This is a genomic window from Streptomyces sp. NPDC087263, from assembly GCF_044744645.1.
GTDB lineage: Bacteria > Actinomycetota > Actinomycetes > Streptomycetales > Streptomycetaceae > Streptomyces.
Genome location: NZ_JBIUYT010000010.1, coordinates 114,022 through 129,668 on the forward strand (window position 1 = coordinate 114,022; position 15,647 = coordinate 129,668).

The 15,647-nt window shown below is 71.3% G+C and carries 11 protein-coding genes; 3 read left to right on the forward strand and 8 right to left on the reverse strand.

The window, feature by feature from the left end; genetic code table 11:
- The first annotated feature begins 70 nt into the window (after positions 1-70).
- Entirely contained in the window at positions 71-472 is a 402-nt protein-coding gene (locus ACIPC1_RS30210; RefSeq protein ID WP_402522622.1) for a hypothetical protein, read from the forward strand.
- A gap of 125 nt (positions 473-597) precedes the next feature.
- Here ACIPC1_RS30210 and purH read toward each other — a convergent pair whose 3' ends face one another.
- Positions 598-2,166: a bifunctional phosphoribosylaminoimidazolecarboxamide formyltransferase/IMP cyclohydrolase gene (gene purH, locus ACIPC1_RS30215; protein WP_402522624.1), complete on the reverse strand. Its 1,569-nt coding sequence runs from the start codon at positions 2,164-2,166 to the stop codon at positions 598-600.
- Positions 2,163-2,792, reverse strand: a complete 630-nt coding sequence (purN, locus tag ACIPC1_RS30220) for a phosphoribosylglycinamide formyltransferase (RefSeq protein ID WP_402522626.1) — start codon at positions 2,790-2,792, stop codon at positions 2,163-2,165. The genes purH and purN overlap by 4 nt, the downstream gene beginning before the upstream one ends.
- A 441-nt stretch (positions 2,793-3,233) precedes the next feature.
- Between purN and ACIPC1_RS30225 the strand changes: the two genes are divergently transcribed.
- On the forward strand, positions 3,234-4,286 hold the full coding sequence (locus ACIPC1_RS30225) for a hypothetical protein (protein ID WP_402522628.1): 1,053 nt from the start codon (positions 3,234-3,236) through the stop codon (positions 4,284-4,286).
- Positions 4,287-4,479: 193 nt separating this feature from the next.
- Here the strand turns inward: ACIPC1_RS30225 and ACIPC1_RS30230 are convergent, their stop codons facing one another.
- Positions 4,480-6,138, reverse strand: a complete 1,659-nt coding sequence (locus ACIPC1_RS30230; protein WP_402522631.1) for a DUF6350 family protein — start codon at positions 6,136-6,138, stop codon at positions 4,480-4,482.
- Between the two features lie 108 nt (positions 6,139-6,246).
- Here ACIPC1_RS30230 and ACIPC1_RS30235 point away from each other — a divergent pair, with 108 nt between their 5' ends.
- Positions 6,247-7,449 (forward strand): helix-turn-helix domain-containing protein, encoded by a 1,203-nt coding sequence (locus ACIPC1_RS30235; RefSeq protein WP_402522978.1) that lies wholly within the window; start codon positions 6,247-6,249, stop codon positions 7,447-7,449.
- Between the two features lie 240 nt (positions 7,450-7,689).
- Here ACIPC1_RS30235 and sucD read toward each other — a convergent pair whose 3' ends face one another.
- From sucD to ACIPC1_RS30260, 5 genes are all read right to left on the reverse strand, one after another.
- Positions 7,690-8,574 (reverse strand): succinate--CoA ligase subunit alpha, encoded by an 885-nt coding sequence (gene sucD, locus ACIPC1_RS30240; RefSeq protein ID WP_402522633.1) that lies wholly within the window; start codon positions 8,572-8,574, stop codon positions 7,690-7,692.
- Positions 8,575-8,595: 21 nt separating this feature from the next.
- Positions 8,596-9,774 (reverse strand): ADP-forming succinate--CoA ligase subunit beta, encoded by a 1,179-nt coding sequence (gene sucC / locus ACIPC1_RS30245; protein ID WP_402522635.1) that lies wholly within the window; start codon positions 9,772-9,774, stop codon positions 8,596-8,598.
- Positions 9,775-10,539: 765 nt separating this feature from the next.
- Positions 10,540-11,754 (reverse strand): VWA domain-containing protein, encoded by a 1,215-nt coding sequence (locus ACIPC1_RS30250; protein WP_402522637.1) that lies wholly within the window; start codon positions 11,752-11,754, stop codon positions 10,540-10,542.
- Complete coding sequence (locus tag ACIPC1_RS30255; protein ID WP_402522639.1) at positions 11,751-14,351, reverse strand: DUF5682 family protein; 2,601 nt, start codon at positions 14,349-14,351, stop codon at positions 11,751-11,753. Before ACIPC1_RS30255 ends, ACIPC1_RS30250 begins: the two co-directional genes overlap by 4 nt.
- Complete coding sequence (locus ACIPC1_RS30260) at positions 14,348-15,499, reverse strand: AAA family ATPase (RefSeq protein WP_384379587.1); 1,152 nt, start codon at positions 15,497-15,499, stop codon at positions 14,348-14,350. The genes ACIPC1_RS30255 and ACIPC1_RS30260 overlap by 4 nt, the downstream gene beginning before the upstream one ends.
- Positions 15,500-15,647: the final 148 nt, after the last annotated feature.

The window sequence follows — 15,647 nt, forward strand, 5'->3', positions numbered from 1 at the left end:
CCCTCGCGGCCCCGCGCCGCCACTGTGGTCATGTCCACCAACGGGGGTGGCACGACCGGAGGGACACACCATGAAGCGCACACTCGCATCGCTCGGCGCGGCGGCGGTACTGGCGGCGGGCGCGCTCGCCCTGACGCCGGGCAGCGCGGCGGCGGCGGACGGCTGTTGGGGAAACGCGGGCCAGAAGCAGGCGTTCGGCAAGACGTACACCGCGCGTTACTGCCACAACTACCAGGGCGACGTGGTCGGCGTGTACGAAACCGACACCGGTTACCTCTACTCCGGCGACAACTGGTTCGTCTGCCAGGTCCAGTACGGCGAGAACGCGCCGGTCGGGGATGCCAAGAACAACTGGTGGCTGTGGACGCAGGGCGACGACGTCTACTCCGACGGCGGCTGGGGCTGGTTCCCCGCCAACAAGGTGTCGGGCGGCAACAACTACGAGCCGATCCCCGGCCTGGCCACCTGCTGACCGACGTACACGGCGGCCTCCGGCCCCTCGGGGGAGGGCCGGAGGCCGCCGTACGCTTGGATCAGCCGTACTTCTCGATCGCGTCTCGATCGGCGTCTCGATCAGCGACTCGATCGGCGACTCGATCAGTGGAAGAAGTGTCGCGTGCCCGTGAAGTACATCGTCACGCCAGCCTTCTTCGCCGCCTCGACGACCAGCTCGTCGCGGACCGAACCGCCGGGCTGGACCACGGCCTTGACGCCGGCCGTGGTCAGGATCTCCAGGCCGTCGGGGAACGGGAAGAACGCGTCGGACGCCGCGTACGAACCCTGCGCCCGCTCCTCGCCCGCCCGCTCCACCGCCAGCTTCGCGGAGTCGACGCGGTTGACCTGCCCCATGCCGACGCCGACCGAGGCGCCGTCCTTGGCGAGCAGGATGGCGTTGGACTTGACCGCCCGGCAGGCCTTCCAGGCGAAGGCCAGCTCGGCCAGCTCGGCGTCGTCGAGCGCCTCGCCGGTCGCCAGGGTCCAGTTCGCGGGATCGTCGCCGTCCGCCTGGAGACGGTCGGTGACCTGGAGCAGCGCGCCGCCGTCGATGGGCTTGACCTCGACCGGGTTGGACGGGCCGCCGAGGGCCTTGAGCACCCGGATGTTCTTCTTCTTGGCCAGCGCCTCAAGTGCGCCGTCCTCGTAGCCGGGCGCGACGATGACCTCGGTGAAGATCTCCGCGACCTGCTCCGCCAACTCCTTGCTGACCGGCCGGTTGACGGCGATCACCCCGCCGAACGCGGACAGCGGGTCACAGGCGTGCGCCTTGCGGTGCGCCTCGGCGACATCCGAACCGACCGCGATTCCACAGGGGTTGGCGTGCTTGATGATCGCGACGCAGGGCTCGGCATGGTCGTACGCGGCACGGCGCGCGGCGTCCGTGTCGGTGAAGTTGTTGTACGACATCTCCTTGCCGTGCAGCTGCTCGGCCTCGGCGAGGCCACCCGTGCCGTCGACGTAGAGGGCCGCGCCCTGGTGCGGGTTCTCGCCGTAGCGCAGGGTGTTCTTGCGCTCGTAGGTGTGACCGAGGAAGTCGGGGAAGCCGCTGTCGTCGGCGGCCGCGTAGTCGGCCGCGAACCAGCTCGCCACCGCCACGTCGTACGCGGCCGTGTGCTGGAAGGCTTCGGCCGCGAGCCGCTTGCGGGTGGTGAGGTCGAAGCCGCCGTTCTTGACCGCCCCGAGGACGTCCCCGTACCGGGCGGGGCTGGTGACGACGGCCACGGACGGGTGGTTCTTCGCGGCGGCACGAACCATCGAAGGACCGCCGATGTCGATCTGCTCGACGCACTCGTCGGGCGTCGCACCCGAGGCGACGGTCTCGCGGAACGGGTAGAGGTTGACGACGACGAGGTCGAACGGCTCGACGCCGAGCTCTTCCAGCTGACGCCGGTGGTCGGGGAGGCGCAGGTCGGCGAGGATGCCGGCGTGGACCTTCGGGTGCAGTGTCTTGACGCGGCCGTCCAGACACTCGGGGAAGCCGGTCAGCTCCTCGACCTTGGTGACGGGAACACCCGCGGCGGCGATCTTCGACGCGGTCGAGCCGGTGGAGACGAGCTCGACACCGGCCTCGTGCAGCCCGCGCGCCAGGTCTTCGAGGCCGGTCTTGTCGTACACGCTGACAAGCGCGCGTCGGATGGCCCGCTTGTTGCTCTCGGCGGTGGCGGTCACTGGATAACTACCTTTCGTCCCTCAATGCGATAGCCGTTGCGGGCGAGCCGCCCCACGACATCGACGAGCAGCCTTCGCTCGACTTCCTTGATGCGCTCGTGCAGAGCGCTCTCGTCGTCCTCGTCCCGGATCTCGACCACGCCCTGAGCGATGATCGGGCCGGTGTCGACGCCGTCGTCGACGAAGTGGACGGTGCATCCGGTGACCCGGGCTCCGTACGCGAGCGCGTCGCGGACACCATGGGCACCGGGAAAACTGGGCAGCAGGGCCGGGTGCGTGTTGACGAACCGTCCGCCGAACCGCGCGAGGAACTCCTTCCCCACGATCTTCATGAACCCGGCGGAGATCACGAGGTCGGGCTCGTGGGCGGCGGTCGCCTCGGCGAGCGCCGCGTCCCACTCGTCACGGGTGTCGTGGTCCTTGACACGGCTCACGAAGGTCGGCAGCCCGGCCCGCTCGGCTCGCGCGAGCCCCTCGATACCGTCCCGGTCGGCGCCGACGGCCACGATCTCGGCCCCGTACGCCTCTGCCCCCGCCTCCGCGATGGCGTCGAGCAGTGCCTGCAGATTCGTACCTGATCCGGAGACCAGCACGACAAGGCGCTTGGCCACGGGCTTGGCGGCCACAGTGGGGCCCTTTCTCGGGGGAGCGTTTGCGCGGCCGACACGTCCAGGCTCGTTCCATGCGTTCACACGCACACATTCACGCTTGCACATGCGTATGTACATTCGTACGAATGCATCGCGCCCCGGGATACGGGGAAGCCTACGAAGCGGCCGACCGTCAGCAACGATACCGGCACACCGGGCGGCCCCCACGGGACGGGGGCGTGGCCGGAAGGTAGCGTCTGGGGAGGATCCATCTGGGACCACCGTCCGGCGCGGGGAACGCCTTGCGCGCGTGGGGCGTTGATCTGAGGTGGGTACGTGTGGGTCCGGGGCGGTTGTTCCGGGCACGCGTACTTGGGCTCCGGCCCTGCTGTTACGAAGTCCCGGGACCCCGGTCCCGGGCACTTGTCGCACGGGGCACGAGCCCGCCATCACCACCAAGGGGAAGACGCACACCTGATGCCGGACCGCAGTCTCCGACTCCCTCCGCTCCTGCTGCGCGAGCGGCGCCCTTCGCCTGTGCCGCCACGGGAAGGCGGGGACACGCCCGATTCCGGCCCTGCTGGTGAACGGGGCTCGGCCGACGGGAACGGAGTCTCGGGCGGACAGGGCCAGGACACGCCTCCTGCGGGCTCGACCCCTTCGGGTTCAGGCTCTTCGGGCTCGACCTCTTCCGGTTCAAGCTCCTCGGGTTCAAGCTCCTCGGGCTCAGGCTCTTCGGGTTCAAGCTCCTCGGGCTCAGGCTCTTCGGGCTCAAGCTCCTCGGGCTCAGCCTCCCCCGGTTCGACCTCCTCGGGCTCGGACGACAATCCGTTCGCGCCGCCACCGGAGGGGACGCCCGACCGGCCGTGGCAGCCGCGGCGGCCGGCGAACGGGCAGGGCTCGGAGGGTTCGACGGGCTCGGAGGGTTCGGAGGGTTCGGGCGAGCACGGTGAGTCCGGCGGGCCCGCGGGGCCGTCCCCCTGGGGCAGCCAGTGGAGCGACCGCCAGCCCGGTCCGTCCAGCGGCCGCGGTTTCGGCGACCGCCCCGGTACGCCGCAGGGGCAAGGTCAGGGTCAAGGCCAGGACAGTCCGGACGGGCCCGGCAGTGGTCCGGGCACCGGTACGCGCTGGGACCCGACGGACCCGGCCCAGCGCCGCGCACGGTACGCGCTGCTCTCCGGTATGTGGGCCTTCTTCTTCGCCCTCTTCAACTGGCCGTACGTCGCCCTGCTGCTCGGCGCGCTCGCCCTCTACTGGAGCATCAGCGCCCTGCGCGCCAAGCCCCGCACCCCGGACCCGGACAGCCCGGCGTCCGAACAGGCGAACGCCCGCCCCCAGAAGTCCGCCGCGGTGAGCGGCCTGGTCACCGCGTCCCTGGCCATCGCCATGGTCGCCGCCGGCTTCGCCGCCCAACTCGTCTACAGCGACTACTACGCCTGCACCAACGACGCCCTCACCAACGTCGCAAAGCAGTCCTGCAACGACCTTCTGCCGAAGAATCTGCGGGGGATCCTGGGGACGCAGGGGTAGACGCGGGGCGGATGCGGCAGGCTGGCTGCACAGGGGTGAGCGCCCCATGCTCCCCATCTCGAACGCCGGAAAGGCTATCTCCAGCCCGTCCGGCGTTTGAGGACGAGGCCGTTCAGGCCGACAGCGGGGGGTCTGGGGGCGGCAGCCCCCGGTACGGGACGGGTAGGGGCGGCGGGGGCGAAAAACTCCACCCTCACCCCGGCTCCCCCTGCTCCCCTGGCTCACCCGGCTCCCCCGGCTCCACAGGAGCGGACGCCTCTTTGAGCGCCGCCCAGCGGGCCTCACGGGCCACGTCCTCGTGCCACGGAGACCCCACGCTGTCGGACGGCAGAAGGTCATACAGCTCGTCAAAGCCGGAGTCCTGCCCTTGGGTCTGGGTCTGGACCTGGGCCTGAGCCTGCGCCGGGCCCTCGGCCTGCTCCGGTACCTGCCCCGGAGACTCCACCCCCCTCTCGCCCCGCGAGCTCCACGAGCCCCACGAGCCCCATGACGGCAACCACAACCTCGGCACCCGCACCCGAGGCACCCGCCTCACCCGAACCCGCCACCCGCGCACCCCCACCACCACAGGAACCCCCACCCCAACCACCCAGACCACCACGGCACCCCCCACCTGCCACCACACCGGCCCGAAATGGGCCAGCCCCGCCACACCGAGCGCCCCCCCGGCCATCCCGGCCAGCACCGCAAACACACCCCCGCACAACCCACCCGCGACCACCACACCGCAAACGGCCCGCCCCCGGGACCACACCACCGCACTCCCGTCCCCACCCCCCGGCACCGCCGAAGCCACCACCAGCCACGCCACCGTCACCCCCGCGGCCACCGGCACCACCCCGCTCGCCAAGCTCACCCAGCCCGACGGCGCCCCCGCCCCCGGCACCGCGGCCAACAGCGGAAAGGCCGGCAGCAGCGGACCGGGCGCCGCCGAGGACAACGGCCCCGCCACCTGCCCCGCCCCCAGGACCACCCCGGGCCCGAGCCCGTACGACGCCCCCCACACCGCGGCGTTCGGCACCAGCGCCACGCACAACAGCAGTACGGCGAACCGCCCCGACCACACCTCGGTGAGCTGAAGGAAGGAACCGCGGGCCGCACCCCCGTGCCACACCAACGACACGGCCACGAGCAACGCCCCTCCCCCGACCAGCACCGCCACCCCGGCTCCGGCGGCCCGCGCCACGCCGCCGAGGAAGCGACGACCGTCGGGCGCGAACGCGTGGGCATCGACGTGGCGGCGTACGCCCGGGGGCAGGCCGTCAAGCACCCGGCGCACCCACCCGGGCACGGGCTCACGCGGATGCCCGTACGCCGTCCACACCCCCGCCCCCGCCGCGCCCGCGGCAAGCAGCGGCAGGCATACGGCGGTCCACACCCAGGAGGGCCGCAGCTCCCCGCCCGAGGCGTACAGCGCGGCGGCCCCGCCGACGGACAGATAGCCGGCGACGACACCCACCCACGCCGTACGGGGCACGGCTTCTGACTCCTCATCAGCCGCGTCGCGTCCCGCCCGGTGCAGCAACCACACCGGCAGCACGACGAGGAGCAGCGGTGTGACACCCACCGGCATGGGCGTTCCGGAGAGCGTGTCGGTGCGGACGAGTTCGACGCCGTGGGCCAGCAGCCAGAGGGCCGCGGCCACGTGCAGCGCGCCGCCCGGTCCGCTGTCGGGGTACGGGGAGCTGATCCACAGCACGATGACGAGGACGGCGAACGAGCCCAGTCCAAGCCCCGCCGCGAGGACACCACCCAGGAGGCTGGCGGCCAGTCCGGGGGATCGCTCACGCATCCGGGTGAGCAGGGGCGACAACGACAGCCTGCGGTCGGTCATTTGGGTCACGCCCGTCATGCTCCCAACGACACGCGCTTTCTCGTCGTAACAGGCGAACCTTGGATGTGTCGCTCAATATACGGTTATGTACTTTTTCGTACGAAGGGGCGCGCTGTGGAGTCCGAGCTGACACAGAGCCCCGCGCCCCCGCTGCCATCCCCCAAGGAACGCCGCCGCCTGCGCGAGGCCAAGTCGCTGAGCCAGGCCGACGTTGCGGCCAAATTGGGCGTCACCCGCGAGACGGTGCGCTCGTGGGAAACCGGCCGGACGGCGCCGCGGGGCCGCAAACGGGGAGCGTACGCGAGACTGCTGACCGCGCCGGATCAGGCCACGCCCGCCGACGTCGAGGACGAGGCCGGGCCCGGGCCCGGGACCGAGGCCGAGGCCGGGACAGACGTGACCACCCGTCAGGAGCCGGTCACCGAGGCCGAAGCCGAAGCCGCACCCGAGCGCGGAGGCGAGAGCCAAGGCGAGAGTGAGAGGGAGAGGGAGAGGGAGAGGGAACCCGACCCCCTGCCTCCCCCGCCCCCTCCCCTGACGCCCCCTCAGGCCTTCGACGCCCTCTACGCGTTCTGCACTCCCGCCCTCGTACGGCAGACCTACCTGCTCACCGGCCGGCGCGAGCTGGCGCGCGAGTCCGTGGAGCGGGCCTTCCAACTGGCCTGGCACCGCTGGCCCGAGGTGGCCGTGGACCGGGATCCGGCCGGGTGGGTGCGCGCAACGGCGTACGAACACGCGCTCTCCCCCTGGCACCGGCTGCGCCCCGGGCACCGGCACCCGGAGGCGCCCCCGGCCGATCCGGCGGACCGCGCGCTGCTCGACGTATTCCTGAAGCTGCCGCCGATCTACCGGCGGACACTGCTGCTGTACGACGGGATCGGCCTCGACCTGCCGGACACCGCGGCCGAGACGGAGGCGAGCACACCCGCGACGGCCAACCGGCTGCTGCACGCGCGCGAGGCCGTCGCCGCGCGGCTGCCGGAGCTGGCCGCGCCCGACGAACTGCACCGGCGGCTGACCGTACTCGCCACCACGGAGCGGCTGCGCGCGGCGAAACCGCGTTCCGTCCGCTACGGCAGCGAACACCGTGCCCGCACCTGGACGCGCGCCGCCATCGCCTTCACGGTGCTGCTCGTCGGCGCCACCTCGCTGACCCTGCACACGGCCGCCGACCACTACGAGCCCCCCATGGCCCCCGGCGCGCAAGTCCGCGGTCTGCCACCCCGCGCCGCCCCGGGCCCGCTCTCCGACGAGCAGCTGGAACTGCACGTCTTCCTCAAGTCCCAGACGGTGAGCGGCCCGGAGAGGCTGGTGCCGGAGACCCGCTGAGAACGGGTTGCTGGAGGCCGCTGAGTGCGGGTTGCCGCAGGCCTGCCGGGTGCGGGTTACCGGAGGGCTGGCGACTGCGGATTGCCGGAGGCCCGGCGGGTGCGGGTTACCGGAGGACCGGCGGGTGCGGGTTACCGGAGGACCGGCGGGTGCGGGTTACCGGAGGCCTGGCGAGTACGCGGACGGGCCCGCACCCCGGTGAGGGGGTGCGGGCCCGTCCGTGCGTTCGGCCAGGGAAACTCAGCCGTTGAGGATCTCGCGGGCCAGCTTCGCCGTCTCGGTCGGCGTCTTGCCGACCTTGACGCCGGCGGCCTCGAGGGCCTCCTGCTTCGCGGCGGCCGTGCCGGAGGAGCCGGAGACGATGGCGCCGGCGTGGCCCATGGTCTTGCCCTCGGGCGCGGTGAAGCCGGCGACGTAACCGACGACCGGCTTCGTCACGTTCTTCGCGATGTAGTCCGCGGCACGCTCCTCGGCGTCGCCACCGATCTCACCGATCATCACGATCAGGTCGGTGTCGGGGTCGGCCTCGAAGGCCGCCAGAGCGTCGATGTGGGTGGTGCCGATGACGGGGTCGCCACCGATGCCCACCGCCGACGAGAAGCCGATGTCACGAAGCTCGTACATCATCTGGTACGTCAGCGTGCCGGACTTCGAGACGAGGCCGATGCGGCCCGGCTTCGTGATGTCGCCCGGGATGATGCCGGCGTTCGACTGGCCCGGGGTGATGAGACCGGGACAGTTCGGGCCGATGATGCGGGTCTTGTTGCCCTTCGACTTCGCGTACGCCCAGAAGGCGGCGGAGTCGTGGACGGCGATGCCCTCGGTGATGACGACCGCGAGGGGGATCTCGGCGTCGATGGCCTCGACGACGGCGGCCTTGGCGAAGGCCGGCGGTACGAAGAGGACGGATACGTTCGCGCCCGTCTTCTCGATCGCCTCGGCGACCGTGCCGAACACCGCGATCTCGGTACCGTCGATGTCGACCGACGTGCCCGCCTTGCGCGGGTTGACGCCGCCGACGATGTTCGTGCCGTCGGCCAGCATGAGCTTGGTGTGCTTCATGCCCGTGGCACCGGTCATGCCCTGGACGATGACCTTGCTGTCCTTGTTGAGGAAGATAGCCATGGCGGTTGTTTCCCTCGTCCCTTACTTCGCAGCCGCGAGCTCGGCGGCCTTGTCGGCCGCGCCGTCCATGGTGTCCACGCGCTGCACGAGCGGGTGGTTGGCGTCCGACAGGATCTTGCGACCCAGCTCGGCGTTGTTGCCGTCGAGGCGCACGACGAGGGGCTTGGTGACTTCCTCGCCCTTGTCCTTGAGCAGCTGGAGGGCCTGGACGATGCCGTTGGCGACCTCGTCACAGGCGGTGATGCCACCGAAGACGTTGACGAAGACGGACTTGACGTCCGGGTCGCCGAGGATGATCTCCAGGCCGTTCGCCATCACGGCCGCGGACGCGCCGCCGCCGATGTCGAGGAAGTTGGCCGGCTTCACGCCGCCGTGGTTCTCACCGGCGTACGCGACGACGTCGAGGGTCGACATGACCAGACCCGCGCCGTTGCCGATGATGCCGACCTCGCCGTCGAGCTTGACGTAGTTGAGGTTCTTCGCCTTGGCGGCGGCCTCGAGCGGGTTGGCCGACTCCTTGTCCTCGAGCGCGGCGTGGTCCGGCTGGCGGAACTCCGCGTTCTCGTCCAGGGACACCTTGCCGTCGAGGGCGATGACCTTGCCGGAGGCGACCTTGGCCAGCGGGTTGACCTCGACCAGGAGGGCGTCCTCCTTGATGAAGGTGTCCCACAGGGTCACGAGGATCTCGGCGACCTGCTCGGCGACGTCGGCCGGGAACTTCGCCTGGGCGACGATCTCGCGGGCCTTCTCGATGCTCACGCCCTCGTTGGCGTCGACCGGGACCTTCGCGAGCGCCTCGGGGTTCTCCTCCGCGACGACCTCGATCTCCACGCCGCCCTGGACGGACGCCATGGCGAGGAAGGTGCGGTTGGTGCGGTCGAGGAGGTACGAGACGTAGTACTCCTCGACGATCTCGGGCGCGGTCTCGGCGATCATCACCTTGTGGACCGTGTGGCCCTTGATGTCCATGCCGAGGATGTCCGTCGCCCGGGCGACGGCCTCGTCCGGGGTGGCGGCGAGCTTGACGCCGCCGGCCTTGCCTCGGCCACCGACCTTCACCTGTGCCTTGATGACGGACTTGCCGCCAAGACGCTCGGTCGCCTCGCGGGCTGCCTCAGGCGTGTCGATGACTTCACCGGCCAGCACCGGTACACCGTGCTTGGCGAAGAGGTCCCTCGCCTGGTACTCGAACAGGTCCACGCGCGTCCGTCCCTATCAGTGATCTCGCCGCTCTGCGGTCTGCTGTCTCCGTGGGCGTGCCGCGAAGGGCAACGTGACGTCCGCTGTCACAAGGGTGGCGCACACGGTGTCCGAGCGCGCGGCATGTCCGTCTCGCAGGTTATCGCCGCCGGACGCGGGTCCCTAAATCGCAGGTCACACCTGAGCGGTGATACCTGTCACAGAGCGGGGCGGGGCAGGGCCTCACCGGGCTGGGGTTTGCCCGGTGAGGCCCTCTGAACAGCCCCGGAGGGGGACCAGGGCCATCGGTCCCCACCCCAATGGGGACCAACCGGCCCTTCCCCGGACTTCCGGTCCGGACGGGCCGAGGGCTTCGGCCGTCCGGGTTCATCGACCCACGGAGTCAGTCCCTCCGTACGACGCCTTCGCCGCAGGTCGCCGCTCCGTCCCACGGCGGCGGCCGCTGCCTCCACCTGGTGATCGGAGGGGCCCGGACAGCGGGCAGACCTGTACCGCTGGTCAAAACGGGGCTGAGCAGGAGGGGGCTGTCCAGCCGGGGAAAACGGGAATGTCCGGGTACCTGTCCCGGGCCTCGACCACGGTCACCGCCGCGGAAGCGGACGCGCCGGGCACGAACCGCAGCGGCATCCGGTGGTGAGCAGTGACGGCATGCGCGTCACCGTGGCGCGACCCACCGTTGCCGACGGCCGACCGGTGGTCCGGTACGCCGGTCGGATTGCCGGTGGGATTGCCGAGGGGCGCGGGGTGCGCAGGGGGAGGCTCTCCTCACCTGGTGTCCGGTATTGGCAACGGACGCTTCTCGACAGCCGCCGCCATCACCTCGGGAAACAGATCGGGTGTGCAGGCGAACGCCGGTGCGTCCAGTGCCGCGAGGGCCGCCGCGTGCTCACGGTCGTACGCCGGTGCCCCCTCGTCGGACAGCGCGAGCAGCGTCACGAACTGCACCCCCGACGCCTTCATCGCCGCGACCCGCTTGAGCATCTCGTTCCGTATCCCCCCTTCGTAGAGGTCGCTGATGAGCACGACGACCGTGTCGGCGGGCCGGGTGATCTGCGACTGGCAGTACGCGAGCGCCCTGTTGATGTCCGTACCCCCACCGAGTTGCGTGCCGAAGAGGACGTCGACCGGGTCGTCGAGCTGGTCGGTGAGGTCGACGACAGCCGTGTCGAAGACGACGAGCCGGGTGGCGATGGACCGCATGGACGCGAGGACGGCGCCGAAGACGGAGGCATAGACCACGGAGGCCGCCATCGACCCCGACTGGTCGATACAGAGGATGACCTCCTTCTTCACGGACTGCGACGCCCGCCCGTAGCCGATCAGCCGCTCGGGCACGATCGTGCGGTACTCGGGCAGGTAGTGCTTCAGGTTCGCCGCGATGGTGCGGTTCCAGTCGATGTCGTGGTGGCGGGGCCTGCTGATCCGGGCGCTGCGGTCGAGAGCGCCGGTGAGCGTGGCCCGCGTACGGGTGGCGAGCCGCTTCTCCAGGTCCTCGACCACCTTCCGTACGACGGCCCGCGCGGTCTCCTTGGTCGTCTCCGGCATCGCCTTGTTGAGGGAGAGGAGGGTGCCCACTAGGTGGACGTCGGCCTCCACCGCCTCCAGCATCTCGGGCTCCAGCAGAAGGGCGGACAGCCCGAGCCTGTCCATGGCGTCCCGCTGCATGATCTGGACGACGGACGACGGGAAGTACGTCCGGATGTCCCCGAGCCAGCGCGCTACGGACGGCGCGGACGCCCCGAGCCCCGCCGAACGGTCCCGCCCCGGCTGCCCCTTGCCCCCTTTCCCGTACAACGCGCCGAGCGCCCCGTCCATCGCTGCGTCCTGCCCGGTGAGAGCACATCCGGTGCCGTCAGCCTCGTCGCCCCCCAGCACGAGCCGCCAGCGCCGCAGCCGCTCGCCCGCAGCGCCGGTCGTGTCGGTCACGCCGGTCACGCCGGTCCCAGCGACCCCGTCGGTCGCGTCCACCGATGCGGTCATCGGGCCACCTCCACAAGGTAGTTGTCGTCACTCACGCGGTCGCCGGCTGAGCCGTCGCCGTCGTCGCCCCCGCCGTCGCCTTCGTCCAGCCCGAGCAGCAGCCGCAGCACCGGCAGTACGGCGTCCGCGCGCTCGGGGTCGAGCTCGGGAGCGAACCCGGGTATCCCGGAGGCCGTGACCGTGGCGCTGCCCCTTGCCCCTGGGCCACGCCTGATCAGCTCGCCCAAGGTCCTGCGCACTCCGGCCTCGTACGCCGAGAACGTCCGCCGCAGCAGAGGCAGCACATCGGTGAACGCCTCCGCCGGCACTCCGGTCAGCCACGCGTCCACCAGCCCGAGCAGCCGCTCGTCGTGCAGGAGCAGCATTCCGCTCCCGGAGCCACCCCCGACGAACCCCTCGATCCACGCGGCGGCGTCCCCCGGCGTCGTCCCCGGCGAGAGCACGAGCCCCATGAGCCGGGCGGCCTCGTCCTGCGCCAACTCACCCTCGTCCAGCAGCAGTCGTACGGCCCGCCCGCGGATCACCCCTGGCACGGTGTCCCGCCCTGCCAGCACCCGAAGCACGGATTGCCAGCGGCGGCGGATGCCCCCGGATGACGGCCTGCCGTCGAACGAGGGTCTGACGTCGGAGGACAAGCCAGGGTCGGAGGACACGCCAGGGCCGGGTGACACGCCAGGGTCAGGTGACACGCCAGGGCCGGGTGACACGCCCGAGTCGGGTGACACGGCGGCGTCAGATGACGCGACGCCGCCCGCCCCCGCCAGCAGCCCCACCGCCCCCTGCACCGCGTCCACATGGCGCCGCATCTCCTCGGCGGCGTCGGGGTCGAGAGCCGCGCAGGCCGGCGGGAGTCCTACGAAGATCCGCTCGGCGAGGCCCGCCGCGACGTCGTTGAGGGCGTGTGTGTCGGTGCCGCGTACATCGCCGTACCGCAGGGAACGGACCAGTGCGGGCAGAGCCTGGGCGAGGTGTCCGACATCGGCGTCGAGGGCCGCCCGGTCGGCGAGCACTCGCATGACCACGGGCAGTGCGTCCGGGAGTTCGGCGAGGAGACAGCGCTCGGCCAGTGCTGTGACGTCGGCCAGGGAGGCCGCGCCGATCGCGTCCGCGTCGGCCTTGGCGGTCGCGGCGGACAGCACGGTCGTCCCCCACACCCCGGCCTCGGCGACCCGCACGGACAGCTCGGGCTCCCAGCGCAACCGCCAAGTCTCACGGAAGGTTCCGGTGCTGCCGCGCGACGCGACGGGCTCGCCCCAGCCGATGGCCAGCAGCCGCAGTCGGTGCAGGAGTCTGCTCCGCCCGGCGTCGGTCTCCTTGCGCAGGTCGAGCTCCAACTCCCGCTCCGCCGCCTCCGGTTTGAGCCGCAGACTCCGCTGAAGCCGCGCGAGGTCGCGCTGCAACGGCACCGCAGGTGCGGATTCCGGCACCTCCCCCATCACGTCCCCGACCACGAGCCGGTCCCGCACGAGCGCCAGCGGCACGTCCGAGCCCTCGCACATCACGGCTCGTACGGCATCGGTGGTCTCGGTCAGCCCGGGCAGCGGGCGGCCGCGCATCGCGGCGAGCGTGTCGGCCAGCCGCACCGCCTCGATGACGTGCGCGGACGAGACCATCCGGTCCTCGTCGCGCAACAGCCGGGCGACCTTCGTCATCCAGCGCTCGACCGGGCGGTCGGGGGCGCCGAACAGATGCCCGTACCAACCCGGCGAGTCGATACCCGCCCCGTACCCGCTGACCCGGGAAAGCCGGCGATGCGTCCACGGAACCCAGGTCATGTCGGTCTTGGCCTTGGGCAGCCCCTTGAGCAACGCCCGGTCGGCGCCGACGGTGGTCCTCTGCCGCAGTGCGGGGACATGCCAGGCCCCGCACACCACGGCCACCTCGTCCCCGAACTCCCGCTGCGCGGAACGCATCTGGAGCCGCATGTGGGCCTCGCGCAGCAGATCCCGCTCATGCCCACCGACCCCGTACGCCTCGCGCAGCGCCCCCATCGCCTCGCCGAGCGCGGCGAACGGCGCGAACGGATCGCCTCCCGCCCCGCCACGGTGCTCGACCACGTCCTCCCACCACCGCTCGGGATCGTCATAACCGGCGGTCTCGGCCAGCACGGCGAGAGGGTCGACACGGACGGCTTCCGAGGCGACCTCCTCCCCGTCCTCCGAGGAGTCCTCTTCATGCCCCCAGGCCAGCGTGTGGGTCGCCGGAAGGTCGATGAACCGGGCCGGAACCCCGTGATCCAACGCCCAACGGATGGCCACCCACTCCGGAGAGAACTCGGCCAGTGGCCAGAAGGCCGAGCGGCCGGGCTCGTCCACGACGTGGGCGAGGAGGGCGACCGGGGGACGCATGCCCTGGTCGGCCGCGAGCGGGATGAGATCGTCGGCCTCCGGTGGCCCCTCGATCAGCACGACCCGCGGAGCCGCTGCCTCCAGTGCGGCCCGCACGGCCCGCGCGGACCCCGGCCCGTGATGCCGTACGCCGAGCAGCAGTGGCCCGTAGCCGGGTGCCCCTCTCCCGGATGGCGGCCTGTCGACGCCCGTCACAAGATCCCCCTCAGTGTCGACGTGCCCGGCACTCTCCCCCCGGACTTCGCTCATACGCTCACCTCCCGGCAGGCTCGGTAGAAGTCCTTCCAGCCGTCCCGCTCGCGGACTACCGCTTCCAGGTACTCCTGCCAGATGACGCGGTCGGCCGCCGGGTCGCGGACGACGGCGCCGAGGATGCCGGCGGCGACGTCACTCGCCCGCAGAACGCCGTCGCCGAAGTGGGCTGCCAGCGCAAGCCCGCTGGTGACGACGGAGATCGCCTCGGCGGTGGACAGCGTGCCGCTCGGTGACTTCAGTTTCGTACGCCCGTCGGCCGTGACTCCGTCACGCAGCTCGCGGAAGACGGTCACGACGCGGCGGATCTCGTCGATGCCGTCGGGCGCTGCGGGCAGGTCGAGGGAGCGGCCGAGCTGGTCGACACGGCGCGAGACGATGTCCACCTCGGCGTCGGCGCTCTCCGGCAGCGGCAGCACCACCGTGTTGAATCGGCGGCGCAGTGCGCTCGACAGCTCGTTGACCCCGCGGTCGCGGTCGTTGGCCGTGGCGATCACGTTGAAACCGCGGACGGCCTGCACCTCCGAGCCCAACTCCGGTATCGGCAGCGTCTTTTCCGACAGGATCGTGATGAGCGTGTCCTGTACGTCGGCCGGGATACGGGTCAGCTCCTCGATCCGCGCCGTCATCCCCTCCGCCATGGCGCGCATGACCGGACTCGGCACCAGGGCGGCCCGGCTCGGCCCGTGCGCGAGCAACTCCGCGTAGTTCCAGCCGTACCGGATCGCCTCCTCGGGTGTGCCGGCCGTGCCCTGTACCAGCAGCGTGGAGTCGCCGCTGACCGCCGCGGCCAGGTGCTCGGACACCCAGGTCTTCGCGGTGCCGGGCACGCCGAGAAGGAGCAGCGCACGGTCGGTGGCGAGCGTGGTGACAGCGACCTCGACGATGCGGCGCGGTCCCACATATTTGGGTGTGATCACTGTGCCGTCCGGCAGCGTGCCACCTTGCAGATAGGTGGCCACGGCCCACGGCGAGAGCCGCCAGCGGGCCGGGCGGGGCCGGTCGTCCTGCGCGGCCAGCGCGGCGAGTTCGGCTGCGAAGGCGTCCTCGGCGTGCGGCCGCAGCACCTCGCCCGCGTTGTGCGGGGCCGCTCCCGCGGGCGGATTGACGGACGTCGACTCACTCGGCTCAACGGACACAGACATGGCTAGGTCCCCCTCCAGCTCGGCCGGTTCGATCGGTTGGTTCGATCGGCCGGTTCGGACTGGTTCCACCGTGCACCACGCCACTGACAATGCGATCTGACCTGCACAAACGCCCTCGCGAGAGTCGATTGTCAGTGGTGGGACCTAC

Bases quoted from the DNA above. Each gene is read 5' to 3' on its own strand.
- ACIPC1_RS30225 (WP_402522628.1), top strand. From the start codon at position 3,234: ATGCCGGACCGCAGTCTCCGACTCCCTCCGCTCCTGCTGCGCGAGCGG.
- ACIPC1_RS30260 (WP_384379587.1), bottom strand. From the start codon at position 15,499: ATGTCTGTGTCCGTTGAGCCGAGTGAGTCGACGTCCGTCAATCCGCCC.
- ACIPC1_RS30250 (WP_402522637.1), bottom strand. From the start codon at position 11,754: ATGACCGCATCGGTGGACGCGACCGACGGGGTCGCTGGGACCGGCGTG.
- ACIPC1_RS30230 (WP_402522631.1), bottom strand. From the start codon at position 6,138: ATGACGGGCGTGACCCAAATGACCGACCGCAGGCTGTCGTTGTCGCCC.
- ACIPC1_RS30210 (WP_402522622.1), top strand. From the start codon at position 71: ATGAAGCGCACACTCGCATCGCTCGGCGCGGCGGCGGTACTGGCGGCG.
- sucD (WP_402522633.1), bottom strand. From the start codon at position 8,574: ATGGCTATCTTCCTCAACAAGGACAGCAAGGTCATCGTCCAGGGCATG.
- ACIPC1_RS30255 (WP_402522639.1), bottom strand. From the start codon at position 14,351: ATGAGCGAAGTCCGGGGGGAGAGTGCCGGGCACGTCGACACTGAGGGG.